The organism is Snodgrassella sp. W8158 (assembly GCF_016100435.1).
Taxonomy (GTDB): Bacteria; Pseudomonadota; Gammaproteobacteria; order Burkholderiales; family Neisseriaceae; genus Snodgrassella; species Snodgrassella alvi.
Window position 1 is genome coordinate 13581 of record NZ_JACFSM010000002.1, and the last position, 22763, is coordinate 36343.

General features: G+C 39.8%; 36 protein-coding genes and 1 pseudogene. 33 read left to right on the forward strand and 4 right to left on the reverse strand.

Going from position 1 to position 22763, the window contains the following annotated elements:
• The first annotated feature begins 11 nt into the window (after positions 1-11).
• The 4 genes from H3V11_RS04535 to H3V11_RS11960 are packed head-to-tail and all read left to right on the forward strand — an operon-like array spanning position 12 to position 1928.
• Positions 12-1013, forward strand: coding sequence for a DUF2184 domain-containing protein (locus tag H3V11_RS04535; RefSeq protein ID WP_174829838.1), 1002 nt, complete (start codon positions 12-14; stop codon positions 1011-1013).
• A gap of 53 nt (positions 1014-1066) precedes the next feature.
• Positions 1067-1378, forward strand: a complete 312-nt coding sequence (locus tag H3V11_RS04540) for a hypothetical protein (RefSeq protein WP_198223709.1) — start codon at positions 1067-1069, stop codon at positions 1376-1378.
• 9 nt (positions 1379-1387) lie between these two features.
• Positions 1388-1795: a DUF4054 domain-containing protein gene (locus tag H3V11_RS04545; protein WP_174829840.1), complete on the forward strand. Its 408-nt coding sequence runs from the start codon at positions 1388-1390 to the stop codon at positions 1793-1795.
• 1 nt (position 1796) lies between these two features.
• Positions 1797-1928: a hypothetical protein gene (locus H3V11_RS11960; RefSeq protein WP_255516515.1), complete on the forward strand. Its 132-nt coding sequence runs from the start codon at positions 1797-1799 to the stop codon at positions 1926-1928.
• A 143-nt stretch (positions 1929-2071) separates the two neighbouring features.
• Here the strand turns inward: H3V11_RS11960 and H3V11_RS04550 are convergent, their stop codons facing one another.
• Positions 2072-2326 (reverse strand): hypothetical protein, encoded by a 255-nt coding sequence (locus H3V11_RS04550; RefSeq protein WP_198223710.1) that lies wholly within the window; start codon positions 2324-2326, stop codon positions 2072-2074.
• A gap of 38 nt (positions 2327-2364) precedes the next feature.
• Here H3V11_RS04550 and H3V11_RS04555 point away from each other — a divergent pair, with 38 nt between their 5' ends.
• The 27 genes and pseudogenes from H3V11_RS04555 (at position 2365) to H3V11_RS04675 (ending at position 17827) form a co-directional block, all read left to right on the forward strand.
• Positions 2365-2745 carry a hypothetical protein gene (locus H3V11_RS04555; protein WP_232335767.1) on the forward strand — a complete coding sequence of 127 codons (381 nt, stop codon included), beginning with the start codon at positions 2365-2367 and terminating at the stop codon, positions 2743-2745.
• Entirely contained in the window at positions 2715-3221 is a 507-nt protein-coding gene (locus H3V11_RS04560) for a hypothetical protein (protein WP_198223711.1), read from the forward strand. The genes H3V11_RS04555 and H3V11_RS04560 overlap by 31 nt, the downstream gene beginning before the upstream one ends.
• 8 nt (positions 3222-3229) lie before the next feature.
• Complete coding sequence (locus H3V11_RS04565) at positions 3230-4696, forward strand: DUF3383 domain-containing protein (protein WP_198223712.1); 1467 nt, start codon at positions 3230-3232, stop codon at positions 4694-4696.
• A 90-nt stretch (positions 4697-4786) separates the two neighbouring features.
• The gene (locus H3V11_RS04570; protein ID WP_198223713.1) at positions 4787-5305 is read left to right on the forward strand and encodes a phage antirepressor N-terminal domain-containing protein; all 519 of its coding nucleotides are present in this window, start codon (positions 4787-4789) and stop codon (positions 5303-5305) included.
• A gap of 16 nt (positions 5306-5321) precedes the next feature.
• Positions 5322-5771 (forward strand): hypothetical protein, encoded by a 450-nt coding sequence (locus tag H3V11_RS04575; RefSeq protein ID WP_198223714.1) that lies wholly within the window; start codon positions 5322-5324, stop codon positions 5769-5771.
• Positions 5771-6178, forward strand: a complete 408-nt coding sequence (locus tag H3V11_RS04580; protein WP_198223715.1) for a hypothetical protein — start codon at positions 5771-5773, stop codon at positions 6176-6178. The genes H3V11_RS04575 and H3V11_RS04580 overlap by 1 nt, the downstream gene beginning before the upstream one ends.
• A gap of 8 nt (positions 6179-6186) precedes the next feature.
• Complete coding sequence (locus H3V11_RS04585; RefSeq protein WP_025330135.1) at positions 6187-6387, forward strand: hypothetical protein; 201 nt, start codon at positions 6187-6189, stop codon at positions 6385-6387.
• The gene (locus H3V11_RS04590) at positions 6368-7147 is read left to right on the forward strand and encodes a hypothetical protein (RefSeq protein WP_198223716.1); all 780 of its coding nucleotides are present in this window, start codon (positions 6368-6370) and stop codon (positions 7145-7147) included. Before H3V11_RS04585 ends, H3V11_RS04590 begins: the two co-directional genes overlap by 20 nt.
• A 3-nt stretch (positions 7148-7150) precedes the next feature.
• A complete protein-coding gene (locus H3V11_RS04595) occupies positions 7151-9010 on the forward strand; it encodes a phage tail tip lysozyme (RefSeq protein ID WP_198223717.1) in 1860 nt (619 codons plus the stop codon).
• 45 nt (positions 9011-9055) lie between these two features.
• The gene (locus H3V11_RS04600) at positions 9056-9250 is read left to right on the forward strand and encodes a hypothetical protein (protein WP_198223718.1); all 195 of its coding nucleotides are present in this window, start codon (positions 9056-9058) and stop codon (positions 9248-9250) included.
• On the forward strand, positions 9213-9581 hold the full coding sequence (locus H3V11_RS04605) for a hypothetical protein (RefSeq protein WP_198223719.1): 369 nt from the start codon (positions 9213-9215) through the stop codon (positions 9579-9581). The genes H3V11_RS04600 and H3V11_RS04605 overlap by 38 nt, the downstream gene beginning before the upstream one ends.
• A gap of 143 nt (positions 9582-9724) precedes the next feature.
• Entirely contained in the window at positions 9725-10666 is a 942-nt protein-coding gene (locus H3V11_RS04610) for an SHOCT domain-containing protein (RefSeq protein WP_198223720.1), read from the forward strand.
• 69 nt (positions 10667-10735) lie between these two features.
• Positions 10736-11020 (forward strand): HigA family addiction module antitoxin, encoded by a 285-nt coding sequence (locus tag H3V11_RS04615; RefSeq protein WP_198223721.1) that lies wholly within the window; start codon positions 10736-10738, stop codon positions 11018-11020.
• A gap of 82 nt (positions 11021-11102) precedes the next feature.
• On the forward strand, positions 11103-11312 hold the full coding sequence (locus H3V11_RS04620; protein ID WP_198223722.1) for a hypothetical protein: 210 nt from the start codon (positions 11103-11105) through the stop codon (positions 11310-11312).
• On the forward strand, positions 11309-11941 hold the full coding sequence (locus H3V11_RS04625) for a type II toxin-antitoxin system death-on-curing family toxin (RefSeq protein WP_232335768.1): 633 nt from the start codon (positions 11309-11311) through the stop codon (positions 11939-11941). Before H3V11_RS04620 ends, H3V11_RS04625 begins: the two co-directional genes overlap by 4 nt.
• Before the next feature lie 99 nt (positions 11942-12040).
• Positions 12041-12370: a hypothetical protein gene (locus H3V11_RS11840; protein WP_232335769.1), complete on the forward strand. Its 330-nt coding sequence runs from the start codon at positions 12041-12043 to the stop codon at positions 12368-12370.
• A gap of 9 nt (positions 12371-12379) precedes the next feature.
• Positions 12380-12532 (forward strand): annotated as a pseudogene (locus H3V11_RS12050) (phage baseplate protein); the annotation flags it as partial.
• Positions 12533-12667 carry a hypothetical protein gene (locus H3V11_RS11965; protein ID WP_255516516.1) on the forward strand — a complete coding sequence of 45 codons (135 nt, stop codon included), beginning with the start codon at positions 12533-12535 and terminating at the stop codon, positions 12665-12667.
• On the forward strand, positions 12664-12942 hold the full coding sequence (locus tag H3V11_RS04635) for a hypothetical protein (RefSeq protein WP_198223723.1): 279 nt from the start codon (positions 12664-12666) through the stop codon (positions 12940-12942). The genes H3V11_RS11965 and H3V11_RS04635 overlap by 4 nt, the downstream gene beginning before the upstream one ends.
• Positions 12932-13828: a hypothetical protein gene (locus H3V11_RS04640; RefSeq protein WP_198223724.1), complete on the forward strand. Its 897-nt coding sequence runs from the start codon at positions 12932-12934 to the stop codon at positions 13826-13828. The genes H3V11_RS04635 and H3V11_RS04640 overlap by 11 nt, the downstream gene beginning before the upstream one ends.
• On the forward strand, positions 13806-14516 hold the full coding sequence (locus H3V11_RS04645; protein ID WP_198223725.1) for a phage baseplate protein: 711 nt from the start codon (positions 13806-13808) through the stop codon (positions 14514-14516). Before H3V11_RS04640 ends, H3V11_RS04645 begins: the two co-directional genes overlap by 23 nt.
• On the forward strand, positions 14513-14866 hold the full coding sequence (locus H3V11_RS04650) for a hypothetical protein (protein WP_174829849.1): 354 nt from the start codon (positions 14513-14515) through the stop codon (positions 14864-14866). Before H3V11_RS04645 ends, H3V11_RS04650 begins: the two co-directional genes overlap by 4 nt.
• Positions 14863-16059, forward strand: a complete 1197-nt coding sequence (locus H3V11_RS04655; RefSeq protein WP_198223726.1) for a baseplate J/gp47 family protein — start codon at positions 14863-14865, stop codon at positions 16057-16059. Before H3V11_RS04650 ends, H3V11_RS04655 begins: the two co-directional genes overlap by 4 nt.
• Positions 16056-16688 carry a DUF2612 domain-containing protein gene (locus H3V11_RS04660; protein WP_198223727.1) on the forward strand — a complete coding sequence of 211 codons (633 nt, stop codon included), beginning with the start codon at positions 16056-16058 and terminating at the stop codon, positions 16686-16688. The genes H3V11_RS04655 and H3V11_RS04660 overlap by 4 nt, the downstream gene beginning before the upstream one ends.
• A complete protein-coding gene (locus H3V11_RS04665) occupies positions 16685-17143 on the forward strand; it encodes a hypothetical protein (RefSeq protein WP_198223728.1) in 459 nt (152 codons plus the stop codon). The genes H3V11_RS04660 and H3V11_RS04665 overlap by 4 nt, the downstream gene beginning before the upstream one ends.
• A 35-nt stretch (positions 17144-17178) precedes the next feature.
• Positions 17179-17298: a hypothetical protein gene (locus tag H3V11_RS04670; RefSeq protein WP_244895804.1), complete on the forward strand. Its 120-nt coding sequence runs from the start codon at positions 17179-17181 to the stop codon at positions 17296-17298.
• Positions 17299-17488: 190 nt separating this feature from the next.
• Positions 17489-17827: a hypothetical protein gene (locus H3V11_RS04675; RefSeq protein ID WP_084585045.1), complete on the forward strand. Its 339-nt coding sequence runs from the start codon at positions 17489-17491 to the stop codon at positions 17825-17827.
• 209 nt (positions 17828-18036) lie between these two features.
• On the opposite strand, the gene H3V11_RS04680 is transcribed toward H3V11_RS04675, so the two are convergent.
• The 3 genes from H3V11_RS04680 to H3V11_RS04690 all read right to left on the reverse strand — a co-directional run bounded on the left by H3V11_RS04680 (position 18037) and on the right by H3V11_RS04690 (position 20502).
• On the reverse strand, positions 18037-18735 hold the full coding sequence (locus H3V11_RS04680; RefSeq protein WP_198223729.1) for a S24 family peptidase: 699 nt from the start codon (positions 18733-18735) through the stop codon (positions 18037-18039).
• A gap of 263 nt (positions 18736-18998) precedes the next feature.
• Positions 18999-19286 carry a S24 family peptidase gene (locus H3V11_RS04685; RefSeq protein WP_198223730.1) on the reverse strand — a complete coding sequence of 96 codons (288 nt, stop codon included), beginning with the start codon at positions 19284-19286 and terminating at the stop codon, positions 18999-19001.
• Positions 19287-19782: 496 nt separating this feature from the next.
• Entirely contained in the window at positions 19783-20502 is a 720-nt protein-coding gene (locus tag H3V11_RS04690) for a helix-turn-helix transcriptional regulator (protein ID WP_084585048.1), read from the reverse strand.
• A 474-nt stretch (positions 20503-20976) separates the two neighbouring features.
• On the opposite strand from H3V11_RS04690, the gene H3V11_RS04695 reads away from it, so the two are divergent.
• The gene (locus H3V11_RS04695; RefSeq protein ID WP_038648669.1) at positions 20977-21576 is read left to right on the forward strand and encodes a hypothetical protein; all 600 of its coding nucleotides are present in this window, start codon (positions 20977-20979) and stop codon (positions 21574-21576) included.
• 246 nt (positions 21577-21822) lie between these two features.
• Positions 21823-22149, forward strand: a complete 327-nt coding sequence (locus H3V11_RS04700; RefSeq protein WP_198223731.1) for a hypothetical protein — start codon at positions 21823-21825, stop codon at positions 22147-22149.
• Positions 22150-22763: the final 614 nt, after the last annotated feature.

Genomic DNA, 22763 nt, shown 5'->3' on the forward strand with positions numbered 1-22763 from the left:
AAGGGTTTAAAATGGAATTAAATTTTAATACTTTAAATCAACGTGCAGGGATTGTATTTGCAACGGGTAAGGCTCCCGTAGAGCTAACCGATAAAAGTAGAATGGCGCTGGCTATGGATAGTGCCAGCAACCTGCAAACTTCGCCAAATGCCGGTATTCCCGCTTTGTTTACAACTTATGTTGATCCAAAGGTTATTGAGGTATTGGTAACGCCAATGAAAACGGCAAAAGCATTCGCTGAATGTAAAAAAGGTGACTTTACTTCGACAACAGTAACATTTCAGGTACTGGAAAGCACTGGTGAGACTTCGTCCTATGGTGATTTCAATAACAACGGGCTAAGTGATGCGAATGTTAACTATCCGTCTCGTCAGCCTTATCACTACCAGACATTTATTCGTATTGGTGAACGGGAATTAGCAATAGCTGGTGCCGCTGGACTGGATTGGGCAAGCCGTAAGCAGATTGCGGCTGCCTTGACTTTAAATAAATTCCAGAACAAGAGCTATCTACGCGGAATTGAAGGCTTGCAGAATTACGGCTTGATAAATGATCCGCGACTATTGCCGTCAATAGTAGATTCATCATGGGAGAACATGGACGGACAAGAGGTTTATGATTCAATCCAGCGGCTTTTCGCTCAACTCATAAAACAAACGGACGGTTTGGTTGATCTTGAAACACCAATGACTATGCTGTTGTCTCCAAATGCATCTGTACAACTAACGAAAACCAATACCTACAATGTAAACGTGACCGATCAGGTTAATAAAAATTTCCCGAATCTGAAAATAGTCACAATACCGGAATATAAAACCGAAGCTGGCGAATTAGTTCAGTTAATTGTAGACGAGTACGAAGGTCAGCCAACAGTAGAACTGGGATTTACCGAAAAAATGCGCGTACACCCGCTGATTCAGATGTCATCAGGTTATGAGCAGAAGCGGTCACAGGGAACACTGGGGGCTATTATTTACCGGCCGCTGTTTATTGCAAGTATGCTGGCTTCTTAATTTTTATATAAAGACGACCACCCTCAGGGGTGGTTTTTATTTTAGGAGTTCATATGTCGAATGACACAGTTATTATTGGGTGCAAGATAGCTAATGGCTTGCTTTTACAGGTTGATGATAAAACCGTAAAGATTAACGGGTTTAATACATCTAATGTTATTGGTGGGCATGGTATTACTGAAAATGTGCCGGCGGATTTCTGGCAGGCATGGCTGGTCAAAAATAAGGATCGCGATCTCGTTAAAAACGGACTGATTTTTGCGCATGGCAACACCAAAGACACTACGGCAGAAGCTAAAGAGAAACGCAAAACTAAATCTAGCACAGAGCCTATTTTGCCACCCAAAGACAACGAGCTGGAATAAGGTGCAACTATGAGCGGTATTGTTCAGTTTAACCTCTTAAAGTTCCGGGAACTGTACCCGAAAATCATTGCAACAGATGATCAGCTTAGCATGTTTTTTATTGAAGCCTGCATGCATTGCAATAACACCGATAAAAGCATTATTAAAAATCTTGATGAGCGTGAATTGATGCTGTTTCTGCTGGTGGCGCATATTGCTACCTTACAGCAGCGTACAGACAGCGGTAACGAGGCAGTCGGTCGTGTTGCCAGTGCTGCTGAGGGCAGTGTGTCTGTATCACTGGATAATGGCCAGACTACCCAGTCGGAAAAGTGGTACCAGCAGACACCATACGGGGCGCGTTACTGGGCATTGATCAAACAATACCGCTCATTCTTTTATGTGCTCGGCAAGTTTCCCATGCCGGTAAGGCGTTAGTATGAAAAAAATCGGTGATTTATCGGATGCACTGAAAAAATACGCAGCCGGTAAAAACAAAAAGGTGCAGGTAGGTATTTTTGAGAGTGCAACCTATGCACAAGCAGATAAAGAGCCTTTACATGTTGCGTAAGTTGCTTATTGGAATGAATACGGCGCACAGATTCAGGTTCCGGAACATCAGGTAACCGTTTACCGGCTAGTTAGTGAAAAAACCGGGGATTTCCGGCTTAACGGTCGTTTTGTTAAACAGTCTAAAGCCAATTTTGTCACTACTCATACCGTACCGGCGCACACAATCAACATTCCGGCGCGCTCATTCTTTCGTAAAACAGTACGGACACATAAGGGCGAATGGATTAAGGCTTTACCGGGTCTAGTTAGCCAGCATGGCGCAGTTAAAGGACTGGAACTGGTCGGCGAGGCTATGAAAGGCAATCTGGTTGAATCAATCATGACATGGACAGACCCGCCTAACTCAAAAGCGACTATCGCCAGAAAAGGCAAAGACGCTCCATTACGTGACACCATGCAGATGTCCAGATCGATCGGTGTAGAGGTATCAGATAATGATGAATCTTAGAGGAATGGCTAACAGCATTATTGCTGGCGTTAATCCTGATCAGGAGGCGGTCTTAAAAATCAATTCCGGCTCAGCAGTAGATGAATCCGGTACCGTTGCGCCATGCTTTGAGGAAAAGCCTATAACTATTCAGTTGCAAAGCATTTCCTCAGCCGACCTTGAGCACCTTAATCTGATTAACCAGCAAGGGCAGTTTATCTATGCCTATCTAACCGGTCAGATAGCTGCAATCCGCCGCTCACAGGGCAAAGGTGCGGAACGGGTAATTTTTACCGCATACGGCGAAAACGAGACCTCAGAATGGATGGTTAAACAGGTGCTGGAATCCTTTCCGGCATGGTGCAAGGTGCTGCTATGGCGACAGTAACGCATAAACAGATTTACACAGAAGTCCGCGCATATCTGCTCGGGCTTTTTTTATGCCCGCCTGAATCAGTCATACAGGGTTACCAGAATGATGCACCTTTACCTGATCAGGCAATTGTTATATCAATTCTGTTTGAGCAGGCACTGGATGTCTCCGCGCATTATTACGAGCCGGCAGACAATCAGACCTTTGTACAGCAGTCAGTTGAGATAACCATGCAGATTGATTTTTACGGGGCTGATTCAGGCGATAAAGCGCGCAAGCTGTGCAATCTCTGGAAAAGCCACTACACCACGGCGCGGTTTATATCCTGCCAGCCGCTTTACTGCAAAGACCCTGTACAGATGACGTTTATCAATGAGCAGTCACGCTATGAGCAACGCTGGATGGTCGAGCTGCTTTTGCAATACAACCCTGAATTTACGCATGAACAGACTTATCTGGACATGCCGGTTATAACTTTGAAAAACCTATAGGAAATATTATGTTACCTTCAATTCCTGCAAGTAATATTGTTACCGTCAATCCGGCGGTAATCGGTACAGGCGGTGATGCGCTGGACTTAAATACCGTTGTACTGTCAGATAGCAGCATTTACCCGATAAATCAGTATGCCAGTGCCGCCGATGTAGGCACTGTATACGGTTATAACAGTAAAGAGTATCAGTTTGCTCAGTGTTATTTTGATGGTTATGTCGGTTCAACTATCAAGCCCGCAACCCTGTTTATCGCCCGTTACAATCAGACGGATATTAGTGCACGTCTGATTGGTGCCAGTGTTAAATCATTGCAGTTGCATGAACTGCAATCCATCAAAGGGGAAATAACCCTAACCATAGACGGCACGGTAACCACTGGTATAGTCGATTTAAGCAAAGCCAAAAGCTTTAGTGATGCTGCGGTAAAAATCAAAGAGGCTTTAACTAACGATGTTGTCTTTGATACGCAGTTACAGGCATTTATTATCAGTTCGCCGTCTGCCGGTGCTAATTCGGCCATTTCCTTTGCCAGCGGAACAGCAGCAGAAGCCCTCTGCCTGACTGAAAATACCGGGGCGATTGCTGATAATGCCACTAAGGCAGACAGTCCGGATTCTGTAATGGAGCGTGTATCAGGCTATACCCTGAATTATGCTGTTATTACTACCATCGGCGATGCATTTACTCAGGATGTTCTGAAAGCACTGGCTAAGTGGAACAGCAAACAGAACAGTCGTTACTGGTTTGTTTATTATGCGCAGGAGCCAACCGCCCTGATTGCCAATAATACCAACTGCTTTGCCTCATGGCTGAAAGAAAATGCCATATCCGGAACGACAGCGATTTACGGCACACTGGAACAGGCAGGACTGGCTTGCGGTTATGCCGCCTCCATCAACTTTAGTGAAAAAAACGGTCGCTCGACTATGGAATTCAAGCGGCAAAGTGGTATCGCCGCCTCTGTCACCGCCCTTAAAGATGCCACAGCACTGGAAAGCAACGGCTACGCCTATTATGGCGCGTGGGCAACAGCGAATGAGCGGTTTATCTTTTTCAGAAATACCAGAGTAAGCGGCGATTTTGCCTGGGTGGATACTTACCTGAATCAGGTGTATTTCAACGCTCAACTGCAACTGGCGTTTATGAATATGCTTATCAGCTATAAAGCTATCCCGTATAACGCGGAGGGTATAGCTATTCACCGCGCTGCTGCACAAGACCCGATTAATGAAATGCTGAATTTTGGCGGCATTCAGCGCGGAGTAAACCTTTCCGAAGCACAGAAATCTCAGATTAATTATGAGGCCGGTTTTGATGCAGCGCGACAGATTGAAACAGCCGGTTACTGCCTGCTGATAAATAAAGCTTCAGCACAAGTACGCGGACAGCGCGAATCACTGCCGTTAAAGCTCTGGTATGCAGACGGCGGCAGTGTTCATACTGTGAATCTGGCTTCTATCGCTGTGCAATAACACTGAATTCAAATAAGGGAACAACCCTAAAACCACCCTGAAAACCCGTACAAAATGTACGGGTTTTTGTTTATTCATTCGGAGTTAAACATGGAATATTTAAACGTTAATTTTTTAGGTTCAGAAATAATGGTTATTAACCACGATGGTGAGCCTTATGTGGCTATGCGTATGGTTGTTGATGGCATGGGATTGAGTTGGAATGGTCAATTTGTAAAGATAAAACAAAGATTTAAATCAGTCGTTATGGAGATCATAACAACTGGGAAAGACGGTAAAAACTACAAAATGTTATGTCTGCCATTGAGAAAACTTTTTGGCTGGCTGATGACCATTAACCCAGACAAAGTAGCCTCACATAAAAGGCAAACCATTATCCGCTATCAGAATGAATGTGACGATGCATTATGGCAGTACTGGACTACCGGCATAGCCAATCGTGAAAAAATTTTGCAGGAAATGGAACTGCTAAAAAAGCAGCAGGCTGAATCTGAGGCGCGCGGCAGCGCAGCAGGTAAAGCCTTAAATCAGCGCAAATTAGAAAAACGGCAGCTTGAAATGCAACTGGCTGCAATTAATCAGCTCGACCTTTTTAAACAGATGGATTAAGTAAAAGGATTAAATCATGCCAATGGGACATAACCCGCTAACGATTACATCAGCCAATTCCGTACTTATGTTGCGCTGCACAGGTGTATACGACAACTATATTACGATGAAAGGCTTTCAGGCAGATAACGCCTGGGGCTTTGGTGATGCCAATATCTCAGAAACCCGCATGGGTGTGGATGGTAAACAGTCAATAGGCTACACGCCGCATGAAGTGGAATGGACGCTGCATTTAGAAGCAAACAGCGAGTCAATCGAGCACATGGAGAATATCCGCAAAGACTTCAATGCCAATATGGAAACACGCCCGATTGATATTGTGGTTGAAATTCCGTCTGTAAAAAAACGCTACAGTGCTACTGGTGCACTGGTTAAATTAACCGGCGGGGCTTCCGGTCAGAAATTACTGGCAGGCAGCCAGTACACATTCAGATTAGTTCTGAATGGTGCAGAGGAGACTAACTGATGGCACGTAAAACAAAAACAATTCACATAGATACCGGGCGCGATAAAGGTAAAACTTTTCTGATCACTGAAATGCCGATTATACAGGCAGATAAATGGGCGCAGCGTGCCCTGTTTGCCCTTGCCGGAAGTGGCATTGATACAGCGGGTATCAATCCAAACGGCGGCATGCTGGAAATGGCAAAACTCGCCATTAGTGTTATCAGCAAGATAGACCCGCAGATAGGCGGTGAATTGCTGGATGAACTGCTTACCTGCGTGAAGATAGTGCCCTCTGGCGGACTGGCGCGCAGTCTGGACATAGAAAGTGACATTGAGGATTTAAAAACACTGTTTGAGTTACGCAAAGAGGCTTTACTGGTGCACATCGATTTTTTAACGGACGGCAATCCCCTAGATATGAACTAACGGCGGGATTGCCTTTCCGTGAAGGCGTACTTGCGCAAACAGTGAATGTCTCTTCTTTAGCCAGCCAGGTTATTACAGCCGGACTGGCTTCTTACGTTGAGCTTGATAGTGTGCTGGGGCTTGAGGATGTACTGAATATTCTTGAGGTTTATCAGGTTTCTGAACATAACAAAATGTTGGTGAATAAGTATGACAACGAATATAGTTGAACAAATGCTTGTCGAGCTGATGCTTGATACATCTAAATTTGCTGCGCAGGCAGATAAAGCGGAAAAGAAAAATCAGGCACTAGAAAAGTCTCTGGATAAAACCGAAAAAGCCTCAAAGCAAGCCGGAAAAGCTAATGAAGAACTGGCTAAGAAATACCATAGTTCAATTGAACAGATTGCAAAAATGGGACAGGAATTAGCCAAAGTCACTAAGGAACTAACTAAGTTTTTTGGTGCCATCATAGGCTCTACAGGACTGTTTAAACTGGCTAATGATGCTGCGCATGCCAATATGGAAGTATCAAAGCTTTCCGGTCAGCTAGGCATGGCTACCGCGAGTATTACAGACTGGCAGAATGCGGCAGGTGCTTTCGGTGGCAGTGCGCAGGGTATGACAGCCTCTTTAACCGGCATTAAGCAGGCTATGAACGGGCTGGTTATGTTTGGTGACGCCAGTATGCTGCCTTATTTCAATGCCTTGGGTGTCAGTGTTGTTGATAATGCCGGTAAGGTTCGCAAGCTGGATGATGTAATGCTTGATCTGGCTGATTCATTCCAGAAAATGCCAAAAGAACAGGCTTATACAATCGGTAAAAAAATGGGCTTTGATGACGGCACAATCAACGCCTTAATTTCTGGTCGCAAAGAGTTACAGGAAATTCTGGATATTCAGAAAAGAATGTATCACTCAGACGGGGAAGCCATTGTCCGTAGTCGCGAATTAACCAAACAGCAGGCGATATTGAGCGCACACTGGTAAAGCATGAAGCAGTTGGTGGGTGATGCATTAACACCAATATTGCTTACTCTGATTAAGGTAGTAAACAGCTTCTTTGAGTTTCTGCAACGGCATGAAAAGGTTGTTAAAGCGGTATTCCAGACCGCAGCCATCGTAATCGGTATGCTGCTGATTCCTACCTTACTAAGTGCTGGACGTGCATTGTTGGCGTTTATTGCTCCGTTTACTCCGTTAATCCGCCTTATGAGTGCGCTTGGAATCGCGATCAATCCGGTTATTGCTGCGGTAACTGCTCTGGCAGGTGCTTTTGTACTCCTGTACGACGATTACGACACTTGGGCTAAGGGCGGTAAATCTCTGTTTGACTGGGGTGCATTCAGTGCCGGTATTAAAGACAGCAAAATGTCCGTTGATACTCTGTGTACTGCATTTGGCAATCTGGTTGATGCCGTAAAAAATAACACCATTCCTACCCTGAAAGGTTATGCTGAAATTCTGGGTAAACTGGTACGCGGCGATTTTACCGGCGCAGCTAAGCAAGCCAAACAGATGATTGACAATTATTCTGATATTGCAACAGGCATAATTGCTGATGCAATGGGTGAAAAGAAAGAAGATGTAGCGGGCTTCATCGGTGAAAGTATGTACCGGCTGTTTCATGGCGGTAAGGATTACTTTGAGCAGAACGGGATTCAGAAACCTGTAGAGGCTAATGCGCCTGCCAAAGCAAAAAAGACAGCAGAAACAGCGCAGGCAGCAGCGGATTACGCCACCAGCCATGCTTTAAAGGCTAGCGCGGAAAAGTGTGCTGAATATGTTAATAATGCATTAAGAGCACAGGGTATTAAAATCTGGGGATATGGGCGCGATGTAGCAGGTAATTTACTTAAAACAGGAAAATTTCAAAGTATTGCCTACAATGGTAAGTATATTGCCCAAAAAGGAGACGTTATGTCCATACCAAGCATAGCAGGGCATCCGTATGGACACGTTACAATATTAAATGGTGAATATTGGGTTTCAGATTACATTCAAACTAACAAAAGAGGGAACACTGCTGCTCCTGGAGATGATTATTTTGCTGCGATCAAAGCAGGTAAAATTACGCCGGTTATCGCGCGCATGAAATCATCAGAAACGCCAAATCAAAAGAAAACGGCAACCAGTGTACCTGTAAAAGGAAATATGAATTATGCTCAGCAAATTTATGCATCTCTTCGTGAACATGGTTTATCCGCACAACAAGCGAGAATAATGACTGCTGAGATTGGTCGGGAAAATTCATTTAATCCAGATTTTCTTTTTGGTTCGCATACAGACCCGAAAAATGGCGCAACAAATGTTGGGCTAATTTCTTGGCAGGGAATTCGGGCTAAAAAGCTGATTGCGGAATTAACAGCAAAGGGTTTATATAAAAACGGGAAAATAACCAGATCAAAAGCTTCGCTTGATGAAATGGTTAAGTATATGCTGTCTGAAATATCCAATAACCCTGCGTACTCCAAAACCAAAAAAGAATTTTTGAATAATCCGAATGTCGCATACGATAAAGGACACAAAATATTAGGTGATAATTATATTATCTGGCGACAGGATGACCCAAAATACAAGAGCGGACATGACAGACGGGATGCTTTTTTTAAACAGACTGCTAATATGGAAATGGTGTATAACGCAAATCGAATATCAAAAGGAGTTAGCCAAAGCAATCAGTTAGCTGGAGGTAATGCAGCAACACATACAGACAATAGAAAATATGTTAATGTTAATATACCAAACATGAATGTTAACACTTCATCAAATACTGTTAGTGGAAATACTGTAGCAGCGATGAAAGAAACTCAAAACTATATGTTTAACCAGCTTGGAGTATCGATGACATAACTTAGTTAAATAAATATTTTGAAATTTTTTATCAGAAAGAAAAAAATGAAAAAAATACTTTTTGTCTTATTAGGTTTATTTATTGGTGCATGTGCAAATGCGGAAAGTCCTCAAGTACAGTACATAAAGGGGATGTATGATTTAAATGCATCTCTATTAAAAGGAGGTATAACAAAAGATAGTGCTTTAAATATTTATCAAAATGTTGATGAATCTTTTTTTTTTAGAATATCTCGATGAGAATATAAAAAAACTATATGCAAGAAATAATGAATATCAGGAAATAAGCGGAGACATAGCTTGTCTGGATCATGATGTTTTATGGCAAGGGCAAGACATGAATCCTTTTGCTAAATTAACGTTTTCTGAGCCAAGTGAAGGTAGAGTTAAAGTAACAATAGGTGCAACCAGAGGCATGGAGCAGCGTTCTGTTACTTATCAGGTTAAATGTCAAAAAGACGGGGATTGCAAAATTACTGAAATATTTGAATGGGGAAAACCTTTCACAAAGCAAGTATCTAAATGTCTTGATGATTTTTATCGCACTGAAATCAAAAAAGCATCGAAATAAATAAACTATATGTTTAACCAGCTTGGAATTAGAGGAACATGAAGAAATTTGTTTTACTCGGTATAGCATATTTAAGGTTTTGTTCGTCTTGATTTATTTGTAGTAACTTAGATAAAAACTTTGATACTGCATAAGGATTTTTTATGTCTAAACCATCATTAACAAATGAACTTACACGCTTGTATGAATTACTGGAAAAAGGGGCAATAACTCAGGAAGAGTATGAAGAACACAAAGCTTTATTACTAAACCAAGCCCGTAATACATCTTCCCATAATGGGTATAGTGATCCAGTTCAAACAAAACCAACTGAGGCAAAGCCGCAGATTATCATTAATCAAAGTGCATCTGCGGCTGCATCATCTAGCGCGACTGCTGTAGCTAAAAATGGTGGCTGTTTAAAAAGTATCTTGGCAACGATTGGTTTCTTGGTTGTAATTAGCGTAATTCTGAAAGCATGCTATGGCGAAGAAAAGACAGCAGCAAGTACGCCCGCAATAGAGCCGGCAGCTCAAACTGTTACCAATACAGATAGCCAAGAGGATACTCAGGAAAATATACAAGCATCATTACAAAGTGCAAAACAGGAGAATGCAGCAGCAAATGACGAGATAAATACCTTATGGACAAATATGGACGTTGATGTGCGCAACCATTTAAAGCCTCAACAGCTTGCATGGAATCAACAAAAGAAAAAGCAGTGCCAGTCAAACCAATATCCTACGCCGGAGCAGAATCAAATTGAGTATTTAAACTGTGAGACTGAATTGACGCGTAGCCGTATTTCAGAACTTCAAGCACAGCAGGATCAAGTTTATGCCAACGTAAAAGAAGCAAAGCTACAGAAATTAAAGCAAGAAGCAGATGATTCAATAAAAACACTAGAAACAACATGGGATGCTATACCAGAATCAATTAGAGACCAGTTAAGCTCAAACCTTAAAAGTTGGACTAAGAGTGCGGATAATGAATGCAATTCAGAAAAGCCGGCTGATACGGAGGTGCAGACAAAAATTAACCGGTTCAACTGTAGAATAAAGCTGATAAAAGCCAAAACCAAAGAGCTTGAGGGATATAAACTTTAATCTTGATTCTGTTACGCAATCAAAATCACTCTTCGGAGTAGTTTATCTGGGTTTTAGGAGGTTAAGTGTATGAATATGCACAATCCTTGCCATGCAGGTGAAGTATTAAAAGAATATTTAGGGGAGACCAGCATTAGTACAGCCGCTAAACATTTAGGAGTAACGCGGGCAGCTCTCTCTAGAATCATTAACAGGAAAACCAGAATTAGTGCGGATATGGCAGTAAGGTTATCTATCTTATTGAATACCAGCCCGCAATTCTGGCTCAATATGCAGGTAAATTATGATTTATGGAAAGCTAGCCAGAAATCACATGCCGATGTAGTTCCACTAAATACGGCATTATCCATCTAACAAATCAAGCCGGTACTATTCCGGCTTTTCATACTTTTATTAAAGTATATGATAGAATAAAAATAATTTTGAGGAATAAATTATGGAAAATATTGAGAAAAATCTTAGTATTATAAGGTCATTAGAGGCAGAAATTAGTAATAAAATTTCAGCCAAAGCAGATAAGATATTTCAGGAATCTATGGAGGAAAGACAATTGAGAATGAAAACGGTTGATGCAGATAAAGCCTTTGATGAATTACTAAAAAAACCAGAAATATTAAATGTATTTATTCGTTTGCGTGATAAATGAATTCAATTACGTATATTACATTAGAAGAAGCTATTGCCAAACATGATGCAATAATTTTGGCAAGCGGAGGATTATTAGGGCTTCGTGATGAGGGATTGTTAATTAGTGCTTTAACACTGATTCAAAACGATTTGTATTATCCAACATTTTCTTCAAAATTAGTTCATTTAATCTTTTCAATAAATAAAAATCATTGTTTTATAGATGGTAATAAACGTGCATCAGTTAGCTTAGCGGGATCATTTCTGTTAAAGAATGGATTGCCATCTGAGTTTGTATCAGATTTCATTATTACGATGGAAGAAATAGTTGTATGGCTTGCAAATGATGAAATTACTAAAAATACTCTAGCATTAATAATAATGTTTTTATTTTGTAAATTTGAAAGTGATAAAGATGATCATTGTTTGTGGATTAAAAAGCTTGTAATAACTCAGAGAGAGATAGAAAAGAACTATCTTAATATAATTCAAATGGCTAATATTATGATTAGCGAATTAAAAAAAACGAATCGGATCAATGAAATACAAATTCATGAAGATAGAATAACTAATGCAGAAAAAGAGATACGTTCAGCACAAACGCAAATAAAAATATGGGAATTGATATTAAAATTTCTTCAAAATTAATTTATTAGTGTTTTTTCTTTTATTTTAACGGATTCAAGCCAGCCATGCGCTGGCTTTTTTATTGCAGCCTCCTGGGCTGCTTTTTTATTGGAGTAAACTATGCTGCCAATTGAAGGTATTCCTAACATACCAAACTTTAAAGGCTTGAATGTTGCCGGTACTAATGCCCTGATCAGTCTGGGCGGGGCAGCATTGATAAATGCCGTATTCGGAAATTACTGGGGTGTATTTAACGAGTATGGAATACCCATTCTGCTGGCTGATAACGTTACCTCTCTTAAGTATAGTAATTCAGCCAAAATAGCACAGGCACCGATAGAAAAAGGCTCATTCGCCTGTTACAACAAAGTCGCCAATCCGTATAAAGCCACTGTACAGCTTACTAAAGGCTCAGGAGGCACTTTAATGCGCGGCGTGTTTCTGGGATAGGTTGAAACACTGGCAGCCAGTACACTGCTGTTTTACATCATCACGCCTGAATATGTTTATACCAACGCCTGTATTGTTGGTTACGACACCGCGCGTGAAGCGTCAGACGGTGCACAACTGATTAAAGTAAACCTCCATCTAGAAGAAGTACGCGAAGTGGTAGTGCAATACGATACCGAAGAGGTAAAAAATCCTGATGATGCAAAAGAAAGCGACGGCGGAGAAAAGCAGCCCGAAAAACCCGGGGAATCTTTGTTATATCGGGCAGTAAACGCTATTAAAGGGTGGTTTAAATGACAACAGTAACCATACCGCTGGATGCTAATCCTAATCAGAATATATCTTTTGTGATTAACGGCAGTCGCTGGCATATCCGGTTGTTTACGCGGCTTGGGCAGCTTTTTGCCAGCGTAGAAAACGACAAAGACGGCGTACAGGTACAAAACCGCGTCTGTCTCAACGGAACGCCGATAACCAAAAATCTTGTATTCATAGATACCCATGGCGACGATAACCCAATTTACACCGGCCTGAATGGCCGGTTTGTTTTGGTATATACCGATGAAACGTAAACAGATAAAAGTAACCGTTACCCTGCGGGACAAGGACAAACAGGGTGAGCAGATTGTTTTTACCGGTAACTATAACCAGATCAGCGCAACCGGCTTTCGTGTGATGTGTAACATCATGTTCGGTTACGGCTCAGTAATGCCGGTAGCGCAAATACGAATCTACGGGCTGGCACTGGAGAAAATGGCCAAACTGTTCCGTGTGCACTGGAATACGCTTGATGCATTGATGAACAGAGTAAAAATTGAAGTCGGAGAAGAGGGTGATCAGCTGATTACCGAATTTGAGGGCAATATTACTTTTGCGACAATGGATTTTTCCGTGGCTCCCGATGTCTGTCTGGTTATTGAATCTCAGGCGGCCATGCTGGAGTACAAAAAACCGCAGCCGCCGTATGAAAAAGAGGGGGAGGTGGATATTGCCGATGCAATCAAAGATATCTGCGACAGTATGGGTTATCAGCTTGAGAATAACGGCGTATCTGCAATCACTAAAAACTTGACCTTAAACGGCTCTAATCTGGATAAGCTTAAAACGCTTGAACATGATTTTGAGTTTGATATGTACATTGAGAATAACCTGATTGCGGTTACACCGAAAGGCGGTTCACGCAACATCAAAATTCCGGTCATTACGCCCGCCTCAGGACTGATCAGCTATCCGGTACCCGATATACGCGGCGTGACTTTTAAATGCCTGTACGACCCGTTATTGCGTTTCGGCGGTATCTGCAAGATACAGGACAGTCAGGTTGAAGTATGTAACGGCGAATGGCGCATATACGGCATGCATAAAAGCCTTGAATCCAATCAGCCGGACGGGAACTGGTTTTGTGATATAGCCGCAACATGGAGAGACAGCAAAGATGCAGCAATCAGCAGAATATGAAAATCTGGACAACCTGAATATCAATCATTCACTGGGCGGAGCAGCAGAATTTAACGCGGTTATTTCCAATCTGATATCGCGGGTTCAGACCGTAACCCTTGTCAAAGTACTGACGGTTTCAGGTACCGGCGTCAGTCCGGTGGGTGAAGTAAACGTACAGCCGCTGGTGCAGATGCTTGACGGTGCCGGCAATGTCTATTCACCCGGCAGAATATTCAGCGTTCCGTATTTCCGCTTACAGGGCGGCAGCAATGCGGTTATCTGCGATCCGGTCGTAGGCGATATCGGCTTATGTGCTTTTGCCTCACGCGACATATCCGCAGTTAAGCGCAATAAAGCCGAATCCGCACCTGGCAGTCGCCGCCAGCATGACTGGAATGACGGGCTGTATATCGGCGGATTTTTAAACGGTACACCGCAGCAGTACATTAGTTTTTCAGACAGCGGCATAGTGATTCACTCACCGACCAGTATCACGCTGGAGGCACCATCTATCAACATGCAAGCTTCAGCGGTAACCACTACGACAGGCAGCTATGCGGTCAATGCTTTACAGACAGCGCAGTTTACCGGTGGTGGCGGTATCAGTGCCGATGGAGATATTAAAGCCGGTTCAGTCAGTCTGCAAAATCACACTCACAAAGGTGTGACTACTGGCAACGGCAATACAGGGAAGCCCAATTCATGAAAACATTATTTTTAATGCCTGATACATGGGATCTGGTGCTTGATGCTAATGGCAATATTGCTGTCGCTGAAAGTACCTATCAGCAAGCACAGGACATTGCCAGCGCCTGCCGTACCATAAAAGAAGATATGTATTTTAACCAGCAGGAGGGAATACCGTATTTAACGCGCATTCTTGGCAATGGTCGCTATCCACTGGCTTTATATCGCAAACATCTTCATGATGCCGCGCTGAGCGTCCCCGGAGTCGTCACAGCTCAGGCAGAGTTAATGCTTGACGGTGACCGGATTATCCACGGACAGATTAAATTTACCAACAGCAATCATAAAACGGGAGTAATTGGTTTATGAGCATTCCGCAATTACAGGTTACTGATAAGGGGATTATTGCACCGTCTACAGATGAAGTAATTAGTGGCTTATGGGAACTGTTCAGAAATGCTTTCGGGCAGGACTTGAATACGGCCATGAACACACCGCAAGGGCAGTTAGTAACTTCTCTGGCTGCCATTATTACCGATGAGCGCAATCAGATGATAACCCTGCTGAATCAGTTCGATCCGCGTTATGCGCAGGGTATCTGGCAGGACGGGCTGGGTTATATTTATTTTATGACCCGAAAGCAGGCTACACATTCCAGTGTAATGCTGGTGCTGAACGGGCTGGCCGGGGTAACTATTCCAGCCGGTACGGTATTTAACGACGATAACGGTAATAAATGGCAGTTAACTAACGAAGCAACCATAACTCAAGACGGTAAAGTAAGCGTGCATGCGCAGTGCGTATCTGCCGGCAATATCAATGCCGTACCCGATACGATAACCGGTATCCCTAAAGCAATTACCGGCTTAGATCGGGTAACCAACCCATATGCTGCCATTGCCGGGGTCGAGGAAGAAAGCCGTCTGGATTTTGAAAAACGCCGGCGGGCATCGGTAGCGATTAACAGCAAAAATACCAATGCCTCAACTTATGGTGCAGTGGCTGATTTAGCCGATGTTAAAGATGTGTATGTTATCGACAACCCGACAGATGAGACTATACAGGTTGGTACTACCAATTATCCGGTCATCCGTAACAGTATTCTGGTTTCTGTAGTGGGCGGAGATGATGAAACCATTGCCCGTACCATTTTGAACAAAGCCGGTTCGGGCTGTTCTTTTAATGGCAATACAGAATGCGTGATAGCAGATACAGAAAATTTTCCCGTCAGACCGCCGACATACACTGTAAAGTTTTTACGACCGGCTTTTGTGCCGGTTTTTTTTCAGGTTATGGTTGATGATCCTGATTTGCTGTCATATCAGGATAGCGAGGCTGTAAAAGCGGCCATTATTACCGGTTTTACAACCGGACCCGCAAAAGCGGCAATCGGACAGCCGGTTATTGCTTCTAAATTTATCTGTCCGGTTGCTGCAGCTATTCCTCATTTAAGTATTGTATCGCTGCGGGTGAGTAAGAACGGTAAAAAATGGGCAGACATGCTCGAAATCGGCGTGGATGAATACCCGACAGCCTCAATTTATCAGATTAAAATATCATGAAAAATATTCAAGACACTTTGATGTCACAGTATGCAAACAGTCCGGTTATCTGCAATCTGATTGAAAGCTTGAATGAATGCATAGACCCTGCCAGATCAATTGATGATTTTTACCGGCTGGCTTTCAATGTGAAAACTGCACAGAGTTTCGGGCTGGATATCTGGGGGCGGATTGTGGGCGTGAATCGCAATATCAGTATTCCGCCTGATGATATCGATACATTCGGATTTAAAACCAGCCCACAAGCTTTTACGCCGTTTAATAACCGGCCGTTTAGTGCGTCTGGGGCTCGATTTGCTGCTTATAAATTATCGGATGAGCATTTCCGCTTGCTTATTATGATTAAGGCAGCGGCCAATATTCTTCATGCAACGGCCCCGAATATTAATAAATACCTGCGCATGATATTTCCAGAAAAGCGCGTGTATTTTTTAATTACCGGCCACATGAAAGGGCGGTATTTTTTTGAATTCACGCCCAATAAATTTGAAAGGCATATTATCTATAACCTGCAATTATTACCGCGCCCGTCCGGCGTCTTAATTGATTATCGCGAATCCCCGCCAGCGAGGATTTTTGGTTTTTCCGGAACAGGTTTTCAACCATTTAACCAAGGAAGATTCGCATGAGTAAAAATCCAGTATTAATCCCGCAGGCATTTGCGGCTAACGGCAGTAAAAACAATATTCAGAACACACGGCAGCCCGGACAAGATCCGGAGGATGCAACATGGAGCGACGGTTTTCCGAACGTAACCATGCAGCCGGTAGAATCGGGCGGCCTGCCTCCAAAAGGTATGGACTTTAACGGCATTCTTAACGCCTTATCTGCCACTATTGTACATATGCAGAAAGGTAATCTGTTCTATTTTGATAAAGCCTATTGCGATGCTTTTGGCGGGTATCAGAAAGGTGCGATATTGCTGGCTGATGATGGTACGAAGGTATTTATCTCAGTTGCAGATAAGAACACCAACAACCCTAATCAGAATCCCCAATACTGGGAGGTGATTGCCGGCATAGGGCTTAACGCTGTTACAGCCTCTTTAGTCAAGCAAATCGCAATCCGTATTCAGGACAGCTAAAGAAAGCAATCACTATTCGGATTGATGAAGATAGTATTACCTATTTCAAAAATATGGCTGATGAAACCGGATTACCGTATCAGGTTTTAATGAATATGTATTTAAAAGATTGTGCCGAGAATAAGCGCAAGCTTGATATTAAATGGACTAAGTGAATTTTTGGGAATTGAATAAGCTGCCAGTAGGCAGCTTTTTTTATGGCAAAAAAATACCCTCAACACGGAGGAGTAATTGAGGGCTTTAAACGTATTAAAGGGGAAATAAATTTAATAATACATTAATAAATGTAAATAGTCAATACACAGCAGCCGTTATGACTGCTTTTTTATTTATGAAAGGTTTGATATGTACAAATTAGGCAGTCGTTCTCTGAACAATTTACGCGACGTTGATGCCAATCTGGTTAAGGTCGTTAAGCGAGCCATTGAAATCTCTAAGCAGGATTTTACCGTTATTGAGGAGAAAAGAAGTAAGGAACAGTGTTTCATCAATTACGGTAAAGGGTGTACAGCTAATGAATGCGTGAAAAAGGGAGTTGATCCGAAATACGCGCGGCCGAATGAAAAAAAAGTGACTTGGGTAAGTACACCGCTGGCGAGTAAGCACGCAACAAGGCGCGCGGTGGTTATTTATCCGTACCCTATCAATAGGAAAGATAACGACCCGAAGATTCGCTGCAATTAATGAAGCCATGCAACAGGCAGCCAAGGAGCTGGGCGAAAAAAATCAACTGGGGCGGCAACATTTATCAAGGTATTGCCATTTAATATGTGCGAATTTTGATGTCCTCCACACTATAAATGACTAGATTTTCGGCTATTTAGATAAAATAGCAATTTAATGTAATAATCTCTCTCTTTTTCTTTTCTTGCAATTTAAAACATAAATTTATGTTATAGCAAAACTGACCACCAAAATATTTTTCCAATAACAGTAATTGCTCCTGTATCAATCTCTTCATCAGGATATGAGTTAAAATTATAACTTTGTATCAGAATTTTGTTGCCAGGTCGTCTTTTTAGGATTTTGATACATAATAAACCGTCATGATTAATTGCGTATAATTTACCATCTTTAATCTGAGTATTACTCGTATTGATTCCAACAATTGCTCCATCTGGAATAGCTGGTTCCATACTATCATTATCAGCCACAATACATACTAAACATCTTAGATCAATACCTTTTTGATTTAACATTGTTCGTGAAAAGCGCATTTTCATATTATTAAAATTTTGTATATCTGATACAAATCCGTTACCTGCGCTTAAAATATTATCCGTATAAAAAGGAACTTCAATCTCATCATTCCCCAATGGGCATGATTCGTCATATATATATCTGGGTGCTCCTAGATGAAAGGCATTTGATTGATTAATTTTGATTTTATTGTCTTCTTCTTTAGCTAACCAACCTGATGGTAGATTTAAAGTTCGTTCTATATGTAAAGCCAAAACGTCGCCAACAGCCCTGCGATTAGTTACCCATTGATTAACTTGAGCCGGAGATCTTTTAATTGCCTCTGCAAATTTTACTTGGCTTCCGTTGAATGAATTATTTATTAAATACAATATTTTATCTCGTCTATCCATTTTTAAATCCTAATATTAGAGTTGTGAATTATAGTTAATTGTAAAATCTATTGTTTACCTAGAAATTGATCAGCTGTGTAACATTTAGAATTAATTAGTTTTTCTGCCAAGTTTATTATGGTTGCTTGGAATGTATACTATAGAGATTTAGATGTCCTTCAAACAAAAAACACCGGTAAACAGCTGCCGGTATTTACATGCAAAAATACTGTGTTAATACGGCTGAAATCATTTAAATAATGAAAATAAACTGTTAATTTAAATTATATATCAAAAAAATCTAAAGGTAATGCTTTCCAAAATTTACCGTGAATTATTAATCGATCTAAATCATCTGGTGCAATATCAAAATCTGTATATGAATAAAGTTTATTATCAGATATTACATTGATTACCCCCGATTTCCCTCTTGCTAGTCTTTTAATATAGGTATAACCATCAAATGTTATAAGATAAACTCCGTTATCTTGAAATTTATCTATATCAGTTTTAATGAATGTTATGGAGCGTCTGGGTATAGTAGATTCCATTAAATCCCCGTCAGGAGGCATAAGCTAAACACTTTGTAAATTTGTTGTGCCCAATAGCTTTATAATAGCATCGTTAGGAATCTCAACTGTCCTAAGAAGTACTGTACTGGAAATTTAGGAATTATGGTTCCTTGACCGCAAAAAGCACTCCTATCATATAATTTCAGGATTGTAGAATTGCTATTTACTGTTTCCAATGTGCTTGATTTTTGAGCTAATGAATCAGTGTCATTTGTTTTATATTTTGGACCTGTTCCATCTGCTAACCATTGAGCTGAAAAAGCTGTATTTTTTGACAGTTCTAACAAAGGTTTTTTACCAAGCCTGTATTACCATTAAACCATTGATTAACCAATTCTTTACTAAACTTAGCAAGATTGGCTAGTTCGATTTGTTTGCTGAGCCCACACTCAGCCATTAATTCTATTAAACGATCTCTTAGTGTACTAGGCATTTTATTTGTAATAAATATCGATAGAAAGTTTTATTATAATTTATTCTTAAATAGATCTACGCATTAAGCTAAAACAGACCACCAAAACACCCTACCAATTATATGTATTTCTTCCCGATTGACTTCTTCGTCCTTATATTCTGAAGAATTAAAACTTTGGATCAATAATTTGTTTCCTGGGCGTCTTTTTAAAATATTTATACGCAGTAATCCATTATGATTTATTGCATATATTTTGCCATCTCGAATATCTTTATCATCTGTATTGATCCCGATAGTACTGCTATCTGGAATAACAGGATACATACTATTGCCATTTGCTGTAACGCACACAACGGATTCTGGATTAATGCCGTGCTTTGCAAAAATAGAACGCGCAAAACAAAGTTTATATATATTGTAATCTTTGATGTATTCTGCAAAATCATTACTTGCCGAAAAACTAATTTCCTTATAAAACGGTACTTCTATTTCAACGTCACCTGAAGGTTTAGAATAGCCCCAGATTTCTAGAGTGCCGAGATACACAGAATTTGATTTTGAATTTTTTTGGTGATCTTGATCCATCCATCCCTTAGGTTTATTCATGGCTTCTTCTAATTTTGAAGCCATATTTGATCCGATATTTTTTGCTTTGCCATTTTGAACAGGTGTGCGATTAATGATTTGATATAAGTAACTAGACTGTTTATATCCTGCTCTTTTAGCTAGTTGCGTTACACCCCCAGCTTCTTTGACTAATAGGTTTAAATTTTCAAGTCTTATTTTAGATGTAATTTTCATAACTTATCCTAAATAATTTCCAAAACACAATTCTAGTTGTGACTTTTAATTTTCACTAGTTTTTATTAAAATTTTAACAATATATTCAAAAGATAAAAGGAGCGCTTTTATAGCGGTTTAATTATCAGGGATTGTCGTGTTTTATTTGCTTTAATAACTAAAAAAAACCGGTTAACTGGGGCTTTATAATTAAAAGTAAAATCAGTTAACAATATTATTTTTCTTAATATGTGTTGTAAGAGACGATATTGAATTGGATTTATACAGCATTATAATGATAAGGAATGATCGCAAAAAGAATTTACTCAAGTGATTTAGTAAATTAATTGTTTAAAGATTGATATTGCTATAGAAAAGATTCATTTGATCGATTTCTTCAGATTAAGAAAGGGATGAGATAGTTCTGAAGAAAAGAAACTAGTAGTATGAAAATCGTAATAGTTGTTGAGTGACATTTCCTAAGGATAAATTCAGATGATTATTGAAGATTTAAATATAAACTGGAAAGCAGATGGTTTATCAACATATGATTGGCCTGCAATGGATAAAAATGGAAAAATTGCAATAATGGTGAATGAATCTTGGGGAGATTTACCTAAAGCTCTATTATCCAATGATAATGCAAAATCATTACTAAATCCTTTTTTTGAACACATCTATGAAGGTCTGGATGAATATAGTCAATATTCATACAACAAACATGGACAAACAATATTGGATTTATATACTAATAATTATACGGATTTAAAAAAAAGGAAAGATGTTGAAAAGTCAGTAGCAAAGTTATCTAAGCAGAAGGTACTTTTAGATGAGGGACTATCTGCAAAAAAGGGGGTGTTTGTATATTATGGATTTCTTGATTATGAGGAAAATTATTTTTTAGTTGATTATATAGGAAAAATTAAAACCGGGGATTATTATAGATCTTATCTTCCAACAATCTATGCTTCAATCGAAGATTTACCGAAAGAGTTGTGGCCGGTAATCGTCGTATCTGATACGGTGGATTTTACAAAAGATAGAATATTCGATAATGATAAAATTAGTGAGTATTTTCCCAGAATGTTTAGCTAAAATATAGTTTAATTAAAAGCTCAGCTTATGCTGGGCTTTTATAATTTAAAGAATCTGGAAAATTATTATTATTTAATGGAACTGAAAATTTTTAAGAAGGAAAATATTATCGTGAAAGAACATGTGCTAAGGTAGTCAGTAAAAACATTGATTCTTTAAATATTTATAGACTATTAAAAAAGTAACTTAACAAGGCAGGAATACCCACTAAGTATGTCTGGACGATTCCCAAAAAGGGAAAAAATAATGGATAAAAAAGAAATTTATATTGAGATGCTTTATTGGGTATTACCTTATATTAGAAATCTTCAAACTCATGGTATGCTTAGAAAAGCTTTGGATAAATCCTGCTATTTAGAAGCTCAACTGGTACATAATTTGCCATTAAAACTTTTGAATTCAGATTTTAATGAATCTGATGTGCATTTTTTAAATTATCAGGCTAAATATTATTTTGAAAATTGTAATAATAGAATATCACCAAACTATAATATACATATTGAATGTATTAAAAAATTATTTAAATTAGTTCCCGATGAATTAAAAGAAATACTTGAATGGAGTGGTCCTTAATTCTTAAAAAAAATTAAGCATTTAATAAAGCTAATATAAATTCCCTATTCTTAAACAGGGAATTTTTTTACCATGAGTGATATACAAAAATTTATTTAAATTCCAGTTTTGCTAAAAAAATTATTTAGCTAGGCTTTTTTCTTTCAGAGCAAAGCAATATTTTTTAGATATATATTACTCATAATTTTATAAATCTATCTTCTAAAATTATGATGTCTAAACGAAATAAGATAAACAGATTCAGCTAATCACAAAAATGGTTATATAAACCAATATGACTAAACATACGAAATTTTCTCCTTATAGAGACTTGGATATAAATTTTATTACTGTGCCTATTTTAGTATTTTGAATTGCAAATAAGAAGCTATGTAGTAAAAATAAGCTAAAGCATATTACTGGTATATGGAAAAAATAAAATTTAGATAAAAGAAATATAGCTACTTTTGATGTGCCAAAGCTTATTGATAATAGTCGGAATAGAAAATGTTGAAATAAATAATGCTTATTGCCGAAAAGCAATATCTGAATCACTTGAACCAGTTTAAAATAAAAGTTAGGGAAAATCTAAAAATGCAAAAGATAATTATTTAAATAAAGGGATTATGTACATA

What these genes read in the sequence shown, in the direction of transcription:
- H3V11_RS04675 (WP_084585045.1), top strand. Translation starts at nt 17,489, where the DNA reads ATGTACAAATTAGGCAGTCGTTCTCTGAACAATTTACGCGACGTTGAT.
- H3V11_RS04690 (WP_084585048.1), bottom strand. Translation starts at nt 20,502, where the DNA reads ATGAAAATTACATCTAAAATAAGACTTGAAAATTTAAACCTATTAGTC.
- H3V11_RS04640 (WP_198223724.1), top strand. Translation starts at nt 12,932, where the DNA reads ATGAAACGTAAACAGATAAAAGTAACCGTTACCCTGCGGGACAAGGAC.
- H3V11_RS04545 (WP_174829840.1), top strand. Translation starts at nt 1,388, where the DNA reads ATGAGCGGTATTGTTCAGTTTAACCTCTTAAAGTTCCGGGAACTGTAC.
- H3V11_RS04695 (WP_038648669.1), top strand. Translation starts at nt 20,977, where the DNA reads ATGATTATTGAAGATTTAAATATAAACTGGAAAGCAGATGGTTTATCA.
- H3V11_RS04635 (WP_198223723.1), top strand. Translation starts at nt 12,664, where the DNA reads ATGACAACAGTAACCATACCGCTGGATGCTAATCCTAATCAGAATATA.
- H3V11_RS04610 (WP_198223720.1), top strand. Translation starts at nt 9,725, where the DNA reads ATGTCTAAACCATCATTAACAAATGAACTTACACGCTTGTATGAATTA.
- H3V11_RS04595 (WP_198223717.1), top strand. Translation starts at nt 7,151, where the DNA reads ATGAAGCAGTTGGTGGGTGATGCATTAACACCAATATTGCTTACTCTG.
- H3V11_RS11840 (WP_232335769.1), top strand. Translation starts at nt 12,041, where the DNA reads ATGCTGCCAATTGAAGGTATTCCTAACATACCAAACTTTAAAGGCTTG.
- H3V11_RS11960 (WP_255516515.1), top strand. Translation starts at nt 1,797, where the DNA reads ATGAAAAAAATCGGTGATTTATCGGATGCACTGAAAAAATACGCAGCC.
- H3V11_RS04625 (WP_232335768.1), top strand. Translation starts at nt 11,309, where the DNA reads ATGAATTCAATTACGTATATTACATTAGAAGAAGCTATTGCCAAACAT.
- H3V11_RS04680 (WP_198223729.1), bottom strand. Translation starts at nt 18,735, where the DNA reads ATGGATAGACGAGATAAAATATTGTATTTAATAAATAATTCATTCAAC.
- H3V11_RS04580 (WP_198223715.1), top strand. Translation starts at nt 5,771, where the DNA reads ATGGCACGTAAAACAAAAACAATTCACATAGATACCGGGCGCGATAAA.
- H3V11_RS04660 (WP_198223727.1), top strand. Translation starts at nt 16,056, where the DNA reads ATGAAAAATATTCAAGACACTTTGATGTCACAGTATGCAAACAGTCCG.
- H3V11_RS04540 (WP_198223709.1), top strand. Translation starts at nt 1,067, where the DNA reads ATGTCGAATGACACAGTTATTATTGGGTGCAAGATAGCTAATGGCTTG.
- H3V11_RS04655 (WP_198223726.1), top strand. Translation starts at nt 14,863, where the DNA reads ATGAGCATTCCGCAATTACAGGTTACTGATAAGGGGATTATTGCACCG.
- H3V11_RS04620 (WP_198223722.1), top strand. Translation starts at nt 11,103, where the DNA reads ATGGAAAATATTGAGAAAAATCTTAGTATTATAAGGTCATTAGAGGCA.
- H3V11_RS04590 (WP_198223716.1), top strand. Translation starts at nt 6,368, where the DNA reads ATGACAACGAATATAGTTGAACAAATGCTTGTCGAGCTGATGCTTGAT.
- H3V11_RS04615 (WP_198223721.1), top strand. Translation starts at nt 10,736, where the DNA reads ATGAATATGCACAATCCTTGCCATGCAGGTGAAGTATTAAAAGAATAT.
- H3V11_RS04665 (WP_198223728.1), top strand. Translation starts at nt 16,685, where the DNA reads ATGAGTAAAAATCCAGTATTAATCCCGCAGGCATTTGCGGCTAACGGC.
- H3V11_RS04645 (WP_198223725.1), top strand. Translation starts at nt 13,806, where the DNA reads ATGCAGCAATCAGCAGAATATGAAAATCTGGACAACCTGAATATCAAT.
- H3V11_RS04560 (WP_198223711.1), top strand. Translation starts at nt 2,715, where the DNA reads ATGGTGCAAGGTGCTGCTATGGCGACAGTAACGCATAAACAGATTTAC.
- H3V11_RS04605 (WP_198223719.1), top strand. Translation starts at nt 9,213, where the DNA reads ATGTTGATGAATCTTTTTTTTTTAGAATATCTCGATGAGAATATAAAA.
- H3V11_RS04600 (WP_198223718.1), top strand. Translation starts at nt 9,056, where the DNA reads ATGAAAAAAATACTTTTTGTCTTATTAGGTTTATTTATTGGTGCATGT.
- H3V11_RS04555 (WP_232335767.1), top strand. Translation starts at nt 2,365, where the DNA reads ATGATGAATCTTAGAGGAATGGCTAACAGCATTATTGCTGGCGTTAAT.
- H3V11_RS04565 (WP_198223712.1), top strand. Translation starts at nt 3,230, where the DNA reads ATGTTACCTTCAATTCCTGCAAGTAATATTGTTACCGTCAATCCGGCG.
- H3V11_RS04550 (WP_198223710.1), bottom strand. Translation starts at nt 2,326, where the DNA reads ATGGTGTCACGTAATGGAGCGTCTTTGCCTTTTCTGGCGATAGTCGCT.
- H3V11_RS04535 (WP_174829838.1), top strand. Translation starts at nt 12, where the DNA reads ATGGAATTAAATTTTAATACTTTAAATCAACGTGCAGGGATTGTATTT.
- H3V11_RS04700 (WP_198223731.1), top strand. Translation starts at nt 21,823, where the DNA reads ATGGATAAAAAAGAAATTTATATTGAGATGCTTTATTGGGTATTACCT.
- H3V11_RS04685 (WP_198223730.1), bottom strand. Translation starts at nt 19,286, where the DNA reads ATGCCTCCTGACGGGGATTTAATGGAATCTACTATACCCAGACGCTCC.
- H3V11_RS04570 (WP_198223713.1), top strand. Translation starts at nt 4,787, where the DNA reads ATGGAATATTTAAACGTTAATTTTTTAGGTTCAGAAATAATGGTTATT.
- H3V11_RS04575 (WP_198223714.1), top strand. Translation starts at nt 5,322, where the DNA reads ATGCCAATGGGACATAACCCGCTAACGATTACATCAGCCAATTCCGTA.
- H3V11_RS04650 (WP_174829849.1), top strand. Translation starts at nt 14,513, where the DNA reads ATGAAAACATTATTTTTAATGCCTGATACATGGGATCTGGTGCTTGAT.